This is a genomic window from Streptomyces sp. NPDC012888, assembly GCF_042900645.1.
GTDB lineage: Bacteria > Actinomycetota > Actinomycetes > Streptomycetales > Streptomycetaceae > Streptomyces.
The window spans coordinates 52,255-64,573 of the sequence record NZ_JBIBBM010000010.1; the positions used below are offsets into that span (position 1 = coordinate 52,255).

General features: G+C 70.1%; 12 protein-coding genes and 1 pseudogene. 8 read left to right on the forward strand and 5 right to left on the reverse strand.

The window, feature by feature from the left end:
* The first annotated feature begins 3 nt into the window (after nucleotides 1–3).
* From ACFY61_RS18900 to ACFY61_RS18910, 3 genes and pseudogenes are all read left to right on the forward strand, one after another.
* Nucleotides 4–654 (forward strand): hypothetical protein, encoded by a 651-nt coding sequence (locus ACFY61_RS18900; RefSeq protein ID WP_389473335.1) that lies wholly within the window; start codon nucleotides 4–6, stop codon nucleotides 652–654.
* Between the two features lie 39 nt (nucleotides 655–693).
* Nucleotides 694–1,098, forward strand: coding sequence for an SMI1/KNR4 family protein (locus tag ACFY61_RS18905; RefSeq protein WP_389473337.1), 405 nt, complete (start codon nucleotides 694–696; stop codon nucleotides 1,096–1,098).
* Nucleotides 1,099–1,158: 60 nt separating this feature from the next.
* Nucleotides 1,159–1,533: pseudogene (locus ACFY61_RS18910) on the forward strand (hypothetical protein); the annotation flags it as partial.
* Nucleotides 1,534–2,297: 764 nt separating this feature from the next.
* Here ACFY61_RS18910 and ACFY61_RS18915 read toward each other — a convergent pair.
* The 3 genes from ACFY61_RS18915 to ACFY61_RS18925 form a co-directional block, all read right to left on the reverse strand.
* Nucleotides 2,298–3,506, reverse strand: a complete 1,209-nt coding sequence (locus tag ACFY61_RS18915; protein ID WP_389473339.1) for a hypothetical protein — start codon at nucleotides 3,504–3,506, stop codon at nucleotides 2,298–2,300.
* Nucleotides 3,507–3,750: 244 nt separating this feature from the next.
* A complete protein-coding gene (locus ACFY61_RS18920; protein WP_389473341.1) occupies nucleotides 3,751–4,785 on the reverse strand; it encodes a hypothetical protein in 1,035 nt (344 codons plus the stop codon).
* Between the two features lie 257 nt (nucleotides 4,786–5,042).
* Nucleotides 5,043–6,356 carry a glycosyltransferase family 4 protein gene (locus ACFY61_RS18925; RefSeq protein ID WP_389473343.1) on the reverse strand — a complete coding sequence of 438 codons (1,314 nt, stop codon included), beginning with the start codon at nucleotides 6,354–6,356 and terminating at the stop codon, nucleotides 5,043–5,045.
* A 370-nt stretch (nucleotides 6,357–6,726) separates the two neighbouring features.
* On the opposite strand from ACFY61_RS18925, the gene ACFY61_RS18930 reads away from it, so the two are divergent.
* Complete coding sequence (locus ACFY61_RS18930; RefSeq protein ID WP_389473345.1) at nucleotides 6,727–6,858, forward strand: hypothetical protein; 132 nt, start codon at nucleotides 6,727–6,729, stop codon at nucleotides 6,856–6,858.
* Between the two features lie 605 nt (nucleotides 6,859–7,463).
* Here ACFY61_RS18930 and ACFY61_RS18935 read toward each other — a convergent pair.
* Entirely contained in the window at nucleotides 7,464–7,919 is a 456-nt protein-coding gene (locus ACFY61_RS18935; RefSeq protein ID WP_389473347.1) for a hypothetical protein, read from the reverse strand.
* Nucleotides 7,920–8,558: 639 nt separating this feature from the next.
* Between ACFY61_RS18935 and ACFY61_RS18940 the strand changes: the two genes are divergently transcribed.
* The 4 genes from ACFY61_RS18940 (at nucleotide 8,559) to ACFY61_RS18955 (ending at nucleotide 11,531) form a co-directional block, all read left to right on the forward strand.
* Nucleotides 8,559–9,200, forward strand: a complete 642-nt coding sequence (locus tag ACFY61_RS18940; protein ID WP_389473348.1) for a carbonic anhydrase — start codon at nucleotides 8,559–8,561, stop codon at nucleotides 9,198–9,200.
* Between the two features lie 245 nt (nucleotides 9,201–9,445).
* Nucleotides 9,446–9,646: a cold-shock protein gene (locus tag ACFY61_RS18945; protein ID WP_389473350.1), complete on the forward strand. Its 201-nt coding sequence runs from the start codon at nucleotides 9,446–9,448 to the stop codon at nucleotides 9,644–9,646.
* Nucleotides 9,647–9,790: 144 nt separating this feature from the next.
* Nucleotides 9,791–10,465, forward strand: coding sequence for an adenosylcobinamide amidohydrolase (locus tag ACFY61_RS18950; RefSeq protein ID WP_389473351.1), 675 nt, complete (start codon nucleotides 9,791–9,793; stop codon nucleotides 10,463–10,465).
* A gap of 292 nt (nucleotides 10,466–10,757) precedes the next feature.
* A complete protein-coding gene (locus ACFY61_RS18955; protein WP_389473353.1) occupies nucleotides 10,758–11,531 on the forward strand; it encodes a hypothetical protein in 774 nt (257 codons plus the stop codon).
* A gap of 199 nt (nucleotides 11,532–11,730) precedes the next feature.
* On the opposite strand, the gene ACFY61_RS18960 is transcribed toward ACFY61_RS18955, so the two are convergent.
* Nucleotides 11,731–12,318: a GNAT family N-acetyltransferase gene (locus tag ACFY61_RS18960; protein ID WP_389473354.1), complete on the reverse strand. Its 588-nt coding sequence runs from the start codon at nucleotides 12,316–12,318 to the stop codon at nucleotides 11,731–11,733.
* Nucleotide 12,319: the final 1 nt, after the last annotated feature.

The following is a 12,319-nucleotide window of genomic DNA, read 5'->3' on the forward strand; positions in this document are numbered from 1 at the left end:
CTCGTGCCGCACCGCCCCAAGGCCGACCCGGTCGGCCTGGACGAGGACTCCCACTGGGACCTCCTCCACCAGTGCCTCACCGACACCCGCCTCGACCTCGACGTCCGGGCCGCCAGCGCGATCCTCCTGCTGTTCGGCCAACACCTCACCCGGATCGCCGCCCTGCCCACCACCACCTCCCTGACCACCCACGACGGGGCGACGTTCCTCACCCTGGGCCGAACCCCGATCCCGCTACCCACCACCCTGGCCGACTTCCTCACCACCCTCGCCGACCACCCCGCTCCCCAGGCCTGGGCCGCGAACACCAGCGCCGGCTGGCTGTTCCCCGGCCACCTGCCAGGCGCCCACATCTCCGCCGCCGCCCTCAGCCGTCGCCTGGCCGCCCAGCACATCCCCAACCGGCCCGCCCGGACCACAGCACTGGTAGCCCTCGCGTGCGACCTCCCGCCCGCGCTCCTCGGCCCGATGCTCGGCCTCCATCCGATCACGGCCGTCCAGTGGCGCCGCCGCGCCGCCACCGACTGGACCGCATACCTCGAAGCACGCACCGCGGCCGGCGACCAGGGGCCGGACCGAACAGGCAGACAGCACCAGGCGCTGAAGCCGGATCGCCCGGGTCGACCTGGGGCGACTTTGCATCCTGGCGTCTGAGAGGCTTCTTCGATATGGCGTGAACAGATCCTTCAGGCGATGGCCGATGCTGAGCTCGATGCTCCGGCCGGAGAAGAAGCGTTGGCAGCGGTCGAGAGCACACTCGGACAGCAGCTGCCCCCGCAGTTGGCCGGTCTGTTGCGAGAGTGCAACGGCGTGCGAGGACGCTACGGTCTCGACGTCGTCTGGAGCGCCGAGCGGATCGCGAAGGATAACGCGGATTTCCGCAGTGCCCGGGACTTCACCGAGCTGTACATGCCATTCGAACCGCTGATGTTCTTCGGCGACAACGGGGGAGGCGACCAGTTCGCCTTCGTTCGAACTCCACAACGCGATGAGGTCTTCGTCTGGGACCACGAGACGGACAGCCGATACCTGGTCTCCTACAGCCTGGACCAGTACATCGAACGGACCCTGCAGGCGACCGGAGACTGGTACCGGTAGACCGGCCCCCGGAATACAGCACCCTTGGAATGACGCTCCCCGCCAGCTGGCGCCCGCACCTGGGACAAGGCCCAGCGGGTCGCCTATGCCAACGACCTGTCCGTCGACCACCACCTCATCGCCGTCACCGCCCGGTCGAACCGGCAGAAGGCCGACAAGGACCCCGCTCAGTGGCTGCCGCCCGTCGAAGCGGTGCGCTGCCGGTACATCACCGAGTGGGTCGCGGTGAAGACCCGCTACGGCCTCTCCGTCGACCAGGCCGAAAAGGACGTCCTCACCCGGTACCCCTCCACCTGCACCAACACCCCCCCTCACCTGAGCGGGGGCCGGCCGGCCTCCACCCCCCGGGGGTGCCTCCGCGAGGGGCCGCCGCCTCGGGGGCCGGCCGGGATGCTTGGGCTCCGTAAGTCGACTTATGGAGCCCAAGGGGTGTGAGCCGTCCGGCTCAGGCGGTCGCAGTCGGGCTCGGCGTAGCCGCCTTCGTAGGGGACTGGCGCTGTCTTGCATCAGCGGTTCCGTCTCGTCCTGCGTGCGGGCTCGTCTCACTCGAATGGGTGATTCGGGGGTGGTGGAGGGAGAAGTGGGGTGGGTCGGCTGTCTGGGAAGCGTGGGTGCGATCGGTGCCCGTGCCTAGCCCAGATGGAGAACGACTTCAGATGCCCTTCGACTGGACCGGGGTTGGCCCGGCTGTGGGGGCGGTGGCTGCTGTGGTGGTCGCCCTGGTGAACCTGTTCCGGGACCGGCGGTCCCGGACGGCTGTGCTGGCTGCGCCCGTTGGCGATCCGGTTGCTGTGCTGCCGGATGTGACCGGGGATGGGCTGGTCGCCGTGCGCATCGAGGTGGGCGGGCCGTCCCGGGTGCGTGTGTTGGTCGCCGGCGAGGCCCGGGCCGGTCGTGGTGGAGGTGCTTGTCGGTCCGGCTGCCGGGCAGTCGGGGTCCTCGGCGAAGGAGCGCGCGAAAGGCGCACCGATCGTGCTCCGCAGGGCGCGCACCGGTTAACTGGCCGCCGCCGCAGGACCGTGCCCGTACCGCGGGACATCGTCCACGGCCATGTCCCGACGCAGCCACGTGGCTATGACCCCGCCGATTCGCCGAGGCCAGGACCCCGGGTTGGGGCTGATGGGCCCTGGAACGTTCACGCGCGGCCACCCGACGGCCCTCCGCGTCCTGATCCGGTACCGGCGACGCGCAACCGAGCGTCACAAGCCTACGAGGGCGACCAGCTGGTACATACCTGTGGTTGGCAGCTTGGGATTTGCGGCTGCGGTGGCCGCGACAGATTCTGACGGATCAGCCAGCAGCCGCGTCAGATCCTCGGCCGGAAGCCTGGGATGGGTCGCGATGGCGCGGCGCACCATGTCGTCAGGGTCGGCTGCAAGGCGGCGCGCAAGTTCCACGGGCAGGTCGGGGTCGCGCGGGGCCAGCTGCCTCATTCTCGGGTCGGGGTCCGTAGCCAGGCGTCGAAGTACGTCCGCCGGAAGGGGGAAGTCATCGGCCGGACGCCACCGGACCATTTTGTCCGGACGATAGGTTCGGTCGATGCGCTCAGCGGTCTCGATTGATCGCGTCTCCGGAATGGAGAGCCATCGTGGTGCGGACGCTGCTCTCCTCATCGTCGAGCAGCCGGCAACGAACGGCGGTGGGAGCTGGTCGGACATCGCTGCCGAGGCGCGGAAGCAGGCGTATGGCGAGTCCACGTACGGCAGGGGGTCGGCCGTCACCCATGACAGGCGCAGTGATCGGAGCTCCGCGCGGGCTATCTCGCTCATGAGTTCCCGTTCGAGAGTGTCCTCGTCCAGGGCCTCATGGTTCGCGAGCCAGTCCAGTGGGGGGACGTCGGACAGGATCCGTGCATGGATCGCGGCTCTGGTCGGCTCCGGGGTGTCCTGCCGGGCGAAGACACGGAGCGCGACGCGCAGGTTGGGGTCCTGGGCGAGCTTGTCGCGCAGTGCCGGCGGCAGGTCGGGGTGTTCCGCGAGTTCCTCGCGCACCTCATCGTTCGCATCTTCGGCCAGCCGGTGGGCGGTGGCGGTGTCCAGCGTGCAGTGGCGTACCGCCCCGGCGCGCGTGACCGGGTCGGCCAACAGGTCCGGAACGAGGTCTGCGGGCGGAACGGGATGGGGAATCCGGCGGAAGCAGGTGGCGCAGGCCCCTGTTCGTACTGAGTCGTCGGGGTCTGTCAGCAGCAGTCGGCGCACCGGTTCCGGGGCCGAGGTCCACCATTGGGCAAGCGTCGCCCTGACCTTCGGGTTCGGGTCCGCGGAACCGCTCCACCACCCGCACCCGGCCCCCCACCGCCAACGGCACCGTCCCCACACCGTCAGCCGGCCCAGCGACGCCCTGGACTCCCCCGCGGTCAGAGCAGCCAGCGCGTCGGCGTCCTCGTCGGTCGACCAGCCGGACAGCACGTCTCCCCCTCAGCGTCCTCGGCCAAGACCAGGTCCGGGCCGTCAAGGCAGAAACCGGGCCGTACACCGCTCCGGGCCGACCGAGGAGCGGGCCGAGGTCGCGCGGCTGCGGCTCAGCGCGACGCCACTTCAGCGGGCCTCCAGGCCGCCCGCCCTTCGGTAGCGCACCCGCCCGACCGTTTCCGCCGCCCAGCACAGCGCCTGCCACACCTGGACCGTCCCACCGTCAGGGCTCGTCATACCGTCATTCTGACGGCAAATCACCCTCCTCGGGGGCCCCTGCGGCGAGCGCTCCGGCACGCAGGCGTTCCAGCACGTCCGCCGGGGTGATCATGTACGCCTTGCCGGAGATCGACTTCTCGAACCCGGCGCGGGTCAGTCGCCACACCCCGCAGGCCTCCCGGCCGGTGACGCCAAGGGAGTTCTGCACCCGGGGATTGAACAGGTCGAGGTGGTGGAGGGTCAGGCCCGGCTCCACCGACTGCGCGGTGCGGGCGGAGCCCGCCTGCTCGTGGTTGGCGAGGACGCTGATCACGTGCGCCACGTGGAGGGCGGGCAGCCGGCCCTGGGGGGCGTCGGGGTGCCGGAAGATGTACTGCGAGCTGTACGAGTCGGTCTCCGGCCGGACCTCGAAGGGCGTGTCGACGAGGGTCCCGAGGAGGTCCAGGACGGAGCCGCCGCCGGCAACGGCGCCGCCGAGGGCGTGCCGAACCCGGTCGACGACGCGGTCGTCGTCCTCGAAGGCCTCGTACTCGGTCCGCGCCAGATCGACCGCGTGCTTCTGGTACCAGTCAGGGATCCACTCCGGCACGTCGTTGGCCTCGTCGACCGGGCGGGGCGTGACGCCGGCCATGTCCTCCGGGGCGTGCGCGTCGAGGCGGATCAGCGCGCGGCCGGGCAGGCGGGTGTACAGCGGGCTGTCGGGGACCAGGACCTGCGTGGCGTTCAACCACAGGCGCAGGTCCGGGCCTTCGTCGCCGGACAGGCGCCAGATCGCCTCCAGGACCTCGTCATCGTCCTCCGCGACGCGGACGGGAGTGCCGAAGCGCTGCGCGACGGCGTCAACGTGCTCCCGCCACGCGGTGCGCGCGAGGGCGAGGACCTTCGGGTTCTCCTCAGCGTTCTCCGCCTCGATCACGCAGGGCACGTAGCGCGCCATCCGCACCGGGTTGAGGAAGTCGCTGCCCCGCCCGTACAGCTCGAAGGGGGTGCCGGAGCGGCTGTGCAGGGTGATGACGGAGTCGATCTCGATCCGGGTGAAGTACTTGACTTCGTCCATCCATCCGGCAAGGTCGCCCTCCCGGACCGGGGGCCCGGACCACAGCACGGGGTTCGGCAGACCTATGAAGGTGGCCGCGTCCCGAACCTGCCCCGGTGTGTCCTGCCAGGCAAATCTCATGATTCTTCTCCCCCGTTGAGCGATGATCAGATGATCATCTTAGGGGTGCCTTTCGGCCACGGCCGCCATGCTTCCCGAAAACGCCGAGATCCCGCCCGGTCTTTCGACGGGACGGGATCTCGTGACGTTCCCGAGAGCTACTCGCGAACTGTCGTCCGTGGCCTGTTCACGAGGCTGTGCGGACGCCCGGTTCGGTGGCGATCTTGTACACCTGCCCGGCGTGGTCCACCCAGAACAACCACAGGAAGCTGGAGGCGGCAGCCCGGTCCGCTACGGATCCCCGTCGGGCCGCCGGCGCGGGCCGCCTCGTACACCTTCTCGAGCCGGCGCGTGTACGTGTCGATGCCGTGGCGCCGCACCCACTCCCGCCCTCCGGTGACGACCCGGCGACGCACCGCCGGGTCGTCGTCGAGCAACCGCAGCGCGGCGCGGGCGAGGGCGGCACTGTCACCGCGCGGCACGACCAGTCCGTTGACACCGTCGGCCACGGTCTCCACCAGACCGCCGGACGCGGCGACAATCACCGGCCGCTCGGAGGCCATGGCCTCCAGTGGGACCAGCCCGTACGGCTCCTCCCCCGTCGTGGGGTACCAGACCAGGTCGCACCCGCGGTAGGCGTCGCCCATGGTGAGGGGCGGGAAGTCCTGGAAGACGACGTGCTCGGCGACGCCCGCATCGGCCGCGTACGTCATCAGGCGCGCCCGGAGCTCGGAGACGACCGCCGACTCGCCGATGATGTTGTCACCCGAGCAGAGGACGAGAGTGCCGCGGCCCAGTTGCCTGCGCACCTCGACGAAGGCCTCCAGGCCCGTGTCCACGCCCTTCCACGGGAGTGGGCGGGCGGGATGGAAGATCACCGGCCGTTCGAGGCGGACGAGCGCCTCGTGCCGGGGCCCGTCCGGTGCGAACCGCGACAGGTCGATGCCCAGCGGCAGCGTCACGGACGGGGCCCTGCTCGGGAGCGAGGCGCGCAGGAAGTCGCTGACGTACAGCAGCAGGTGCCACGGCAGGTCCATCACATCGTGGAGCACGTGCTCGCCGGTGTGGTCGTGGACGCTGTTGAGTACGACGGGGCCGGGGCGCCCCGTGCGGCCGCGGGCGGCGTCCACGGCGGCCAGGACGCCGTGTGCGAGTTGTGGCCCGTAGTGGTGTGCGTTGTGCAGGTGCACGACGTGGGGCCGGCCGGCGTCGAGGAAGGGCCGGACGACCGCCTCGATTGATCTGAGATGCGCGGTGCGGCCCTCGGATCCGGCGTGGTGGACCCGTAGGAGCTCCGCGGGCCGCAGGAGCGGGCGCCGGTGCACGCGCAGTCCCTCCCATACCTCGTCGGACTCGTCCCCGCCGACCAGGCACAGGATCTCGTGGCCCCGTCTGCGGAGTTCCCGCACCAGGTCGGCCAGATGCGTCTCGACCCCGCCCCAGGTGGGCGGGAAGGCATGAGCCACCATCATGATGCGCAAGACACGGCCTCTCGGTTGCGGATGACGTCCGTCGCCCCGCGCGCCGCCGGCCTCGCCGGCAGACCGTCCGGCTTGGCGCGGCGGCCCTCGGCGCCTGGGTCCCGCACGTCGTGGTCCGGCGCTTCCCCCGGGCGCTGGGGCCCGGCTTCGACCGTTGATCAGCGTGGCAAACAACCAGGACCGATGCCAGGAACACGTCGCCGACGCGCCGACGGGGTGAGCGGCGGCGCGCACCACACGCCGCCGCGCCGAGCCGACGGGGTTGGCTGTGGGGCCGGCGGTGGACGGCGGCCTGACGGGTCGTCGGCGTTCCGCGCGACCGTGGGCGCTGCCGCCCCGGGACGGCAGCACGGCCCGCGCCTTGGCGAAATTCGACCCCGAGGACCTGTCCCACATCTCGCCGTACCTGACCGAGCACGTCAACCGGTTCGGCGAATACAGCACGCACGAACTCGGTATCCAGTCGGAAGCCTACGACCCGAAGCGCACATAGCTCTGGTCGACGTGCGAGAGCCGCGAGCGGGTCAGCGCTTTGTTGTTCGGGTTGATGACCGAGTCAGCCCGAGGGCTGGGGAGCGCCTACGTGCCGGACTTCCTCATGGCCGGCGCGACCTCGGTTGGGTCAGCTGGTCTCCGGGACAGGACACAAGCCCCTCTTTGAGCACACCGCAGCCCGGCTCCGGTCCCGCCCCTGTGGTCCCGGTCACCCTGAGCAGATCCGGCGGCCGTCAGCACGACAGCGAACAGAGCACTGCGAGTAGGCCGTCGAGTCAGGGTCATGCACGGGAAGGCGCCGCAACGACGCGAGGGTTGGAAGATCTGTTCTGTCGTGAAGTGATCGCTTCTACCGCACCCAAGCCGCTCGGCCATGGCCGCCGACTGGACCTACTGTGCTTCGGAGGGTGCGCGGGTCAGCTCGTCGGGGGAGTAGACCTCGGCTCCGGCGAGAGGGAACTTCACCATCACACCGCCGTTCGCGGTGATCATCACGACCTCCCCCACCGGATCTTCGGGGTGATCGGTCGACACTACTGGGGTGACTCTGTCACCTTCCACCCACTGGGTCACGTCTTCTCCCTCTGGGGTTTTTCGAGGAGATCAACCCTTCGTACAGCCCTTCCAGCCTACGTGGCCTGGCACCCAGTAGGCCGTGATGATGCCTTTGCGCCCGTAGTCCGTGTGGTTGTAGGTGTAGCTCTGGTCGTCCGTGACGACGCACATCGTGCGTGCCTGCGAGCCACTGTTGTACTTGTAGGTGTGGACCCATCCGCCTCTGTACTTCTCGCCTTTGCTCTCTCGGGCGTAGTTGTTCAGCGCTTTGTCCCAGAGCTTGACGGCTGCGGCGTCCGTCGGGTGGTTCGCCTTGTTCTTCGTGCTGCCTCCGGCCTGGATGTGCGCGAGTCCGAACCTGGCGTTTCCTGCCCGGATGAGGGTGTCGGAGAAGTCGCCAAGGAACCAGTAGCGGACCGCAGCTGCGCCTGGGCCGCTGCGCGTGTTCTTGGTGCACTGGTCGTCGAAGTCGCACCTCCAGGAGGCGGGCTTCGACGTGTGCACGCTCGCCACCGCCGGACCCCCAGCGGCGGGTGTGGACGACGGCGGCAGCCACGCCGACCAGGACTGCTCGATTCCGCATGCGGTCTTCCTCCTGCGCAGGTGTCTGCAAGGCGCGGCTCGGACGGTGACAGGACAGGACGTTGCCAGAGGCCGAAGGCGCCGCCGCGTGTGACACGCCTGCTGAACAGACAGTGGCGGATCACGATGGGTCATTGCGGTCGGGCGGCGGGTTGCCGTCTCGGCCGGCCGGGCGGGCGAGCAGGACCGGCACTTCGGTGACCTCAATCTCACCTACACGCTCGCCGCCGTACGGACCACGCTCGCCGGCACGGCAGGGGCGAGCAGGGCCGCCGCCGGTTCTGAAGTGCGGGAGACGGCCTGCTGCCGCGGCTGGCCCAACGCCCTCGCGCGAACGGGTCAACGGCCTGGAGTTGCTCCCCGAGGCTGGAATGCATGGCGAAACTCCGGCTCGAGGCGGAGACGCCCTACTGGTCGGCCGCTACTCCCGTGCCGTCCTCCCCCGAAGGGCCGCCTACGCCCCCCGACGGAAGATCACCGATCCAGCCCCTCAAGCGACGCGGCGCCCACGTCCGGGGGCTGGCAGCACCACGACCAAGGTAGAGACGTAGTCTGCTGCCCATGGCCGATACTCAGACCCTCACGCCCCGTGAAGCCTACGAGATGCTGCTGGCCGGCAACCGGCGGTTCGTGGCCGGTTCGCCGGAGCACCCGAACCAGGACGCCGCCCGCCGTACGGAGACCCTGCCGGCGCAGAACCCGTTCGCCGTGATCTTCGGCTGCTCCGACTCCCGCCTGGCTGCGGAGATCATCTTCGACCGGGGGCTGGGCGACCTGTTCGTGGTCCGCACCGCCGGTCACGTCGCCGGCCCGGAGGTGCTGGGGAGCATCGAATACGGCGTGAGCGTGCTCGGTGCTCCACTGGTGGTGGTGCTCGGCCACGACGCCTGCGGCGCGGTCGCGGCCACCCGCACGGCCGTCGAGGACGGTGCGGCAGCGGGCGGCTACGTTCGGGACGTGATCGAGCGGGTGACGCCCAGCGTGCTGGCCGCCCGAGCTGCCGGGCACACCGAGGACGGCGACTTCATCGCCGAGCACATCCGGCACACCGTCGACCTGCTGCTGGACCGATCCCGCGTGCTGGCCCAGGCGGTCGAGGGAGGGCAGGCCGCCGTGGTGGGCTTGTCCTACCGGCTGGCCGACGGCACCGCCCACCTGGTCACTGCTCGCGGCGTTGAGGTGTCACAGGAAGCCGCAGTGTGACGCCGGCGGGGGCGGTCAGCGTTCGTAGCTAGGGAACGGTTCCCTGGAGCGGAACGGCGCTGACCGCGCCCGCTCCGCAGCAGCTTCGGGGGCTACGGGTGGGAGTGCGTGCGAGCACCGGCCGTGCGCTGTGCCTCTCCGAGGGCCCCTATCGAGCGGCGGCGGGCGGGCGTGTCTCTACCCGCGCTCACAGAACCGGTGGCGACAATGACGACGGCTGATACCGGTATGACACGGGAGCGGATATGGCAGTGGGCACCGTGAAGTGGTTCAACGCCGAGAAGGGATTCGGCTTCATCGAGCAGGATTCGGGCCCGGACCTGTTCGTCCACTTCTCCGAGATCCAGGGCACCGGCTACCGCAGCCTGGCAGAGGGCCAGCGGGTGCAGTTCGAGCAGGCCCAGGGCGCGAAGGGCCCGCAGGCCACGCAGGTGCAGGCGGTCTGACAAGTTCCGAGGGGCGCTTCCGCGGTGTGAGCTGTCCACTTCGGGGGCCTCTCCATGGGCCCGTCCTGAAGAGGACGAGGGGCCGCTGCGGCAGACCTGCATAAGATCGCTCGGTTGCACCCGCCCGTTTGAGGAGTCCTTCCGGTGACCGTCGTCCCGCCGCCCCGCATCGAGGGCGACGTCCTGTCGTTGCAGTTGCTGACTCGTGTCGAGGACGGCGAGGAACTGCACGCGCTGCTGTGGCGGGCGGGTTCCGGCTGGCGGATGATCAGCAGCGCCGTCCTGGGTGGCGGCATCGGCGAGCGCGCCTGGGTGATGAATGCGCAGGTCTCCCATGGATACCGCCGCACCGACCCCGCAGGCCACCTCGCCGGCCTCGCCGAGCAGACCGGTGTGCGCGGAGTGGGGGTCGGTCTGATGACCGCCGCCGATGTTCGGGCCTACGGCAGCGCGGAGGACGGCAGCGTCGAAGCGGTCGCCACCGCGGGGCTCGGGGTACGCGGCTGGGCCGCTTCACCGCTGGCTGGGACACTCGCGCCGACAGCGCCGGGCACGATCAACATCATCGCCGCCCTTCCCGTGGCCCTGACCGACGCAGCGCTGGTCAACGCGGTCGCCACGGCTACCGAAGCCAAGGTCCAGGCACTGCTCGATGCGGGCTACGACTGTTCCGGAACCCCGACCGACGCCGTCTGCATCGCCGCGCGCGACCCCCGCCCCGGGCACGAGCCCCAAGCGTTCGCCGGGCCCCGCTCGCTGTGGGGCAGCCGACTGGCCCGGGCCGTCCACCAGGCCGTCCGTACAGCGGCCACACCCTGACCGGCCCCCATGACAGAACCTGACGCCGGGCGCGCAGGGACTCTGCGGACGGCGAGCCGGGCCGGCGTCAGCGGCTCGTGGATGGTGTCACCAATCCGAAGAGCACGACCACGGCCCATGCCCGTCTGGCCATCACTTCTCACAGCAGCGAAGCTGTGCCTCCTCATCCCCTCGCTCGTTGACACAGAGCGACTGGACAGAGCGCGACGCCGCGCTCGGCAGGGGCCGGACCAGCGCCGTGGAATGCGGGGTGAGAGGCCCTTGCCGCCGACATGAGCAAGGAGACGACGCCATGACGAACACCGCAGCGTGGCAAACCCTCTGGCAGGAGTACGAGGAGCCGGACGGGCGAGGAGCCATCGGAGACGCCTGCAACGGTATCCGCATCTTCACCGAGGGGGACGACGCCGAGCCCTCGGACACGATCGCCCTCGCCGTCGCCGGTGCGGAGGCAGCCGAAGGCCTGCGCGACGCCCTCGAATCCGACTGGGCCCTCTACACGCCGCAGCAAGCCGCTGTCGTCGCCTCCGCCGTGTTCGCCCAGCTCGCCGCAACCGCCGACACCTTCGAGTCGCTGCGCCGGCTGCTCCAGCACGCCGAGGCCCGTCGCGACACTGCGTTCACCGCCGAGGCGGCCGACCACCTGACGCACGCGGCCGCAGCCGTCACCTTCGCCAAGGGCTTCGCCCCCGGCGTCGTGAGCGTCCTGGACGCGCTTCCCGCCCTCATCAAGCTGCCCGCCGACGCACACGAGACACTCCTCGCCGTCGCCGACCTCCTCGGCCCGGCCGCGAAGGTGACCGGGCCCCACGGCCCCGGCGAGTACGTCGAGGACGACAGCGGCTTCGGCTGCGGCTGCGAGATCCAGTTCGAGCACCGCGGCACGCGGTGGAACTTCCGCCGAGGCGACTGTGCCTGGTCCCTCGTACGGGAGCAGGACGGCGAAGTCCTCGACGACGGCTGCACGGTCTACGCACGTTCTTACGAGCTGGGGGCGACAGCGAGCAGCGCCCACCCCGAGCACCTCACGGCGCTCATCCGGGCCAAGATCGACGAGATCACCTGATCCGGAAGCCACCCACGGCTGTTACTCCGTCGGCGACGAAATGATGTGGCGGGGCCAACCGGCCCCGCAAGGGCATCGCCCCACCTGGGCCGCACTGCGGTCGGTCCAGGCCGCTCGTCCGGATGGCGCCCCGATCTACGTGATTCTCGACAACCTCTACGCCGACACGAACACCGCAGCTTGGCCACCCGTCACAGCATCAGATGTCACCGCGGACCACGGCATGCAGGTGCTCGTCATGCCATCCGTCTTCGTGCAGCAAGGCGCTGCGCATCGTGCCTTCGAGGGAGAAACCGGCCTTCGCCGCTACTCGACACGACGCCGAGTTGGCTACCGCGTGGCACAGCCGGAGACGGTGCAGACCAAGTTCGTCGAACGCCCACGCCGTCACCCGCTTCGTGGCCTCGACCATGGTGCCGCGACCGCGTCCCGCGGGCAGAATCCAGTACAGGATCTCGGCGCTGCCGCCCACGAGGTCGATGTCACCCCAACCGATCAAGCCCACGGCCTGACCGCCGTCAGGCCGGGCGATAGCCCATATCGCGCTCTGCTCGCTCTTCCAACGCTCGTGCATCCGCTCGATTCGCTTGCGCGCTTCCGTCTGCGACGTCACGACGAGTCGGTTCCACTGGCGAATGGCCGGTTCCTGGGCGGCGGCTACCAAAGCGTCGGCGTCGCTGACGCGCCAGGGACGCAGCTCCAGGCCGCTGGGGAGTGCCAAGACGGGCTGTTCCATCCGGGCCAGGTGGCCTGCGGGAACGACGGGCGGGATCGGCGAGGTGATCATC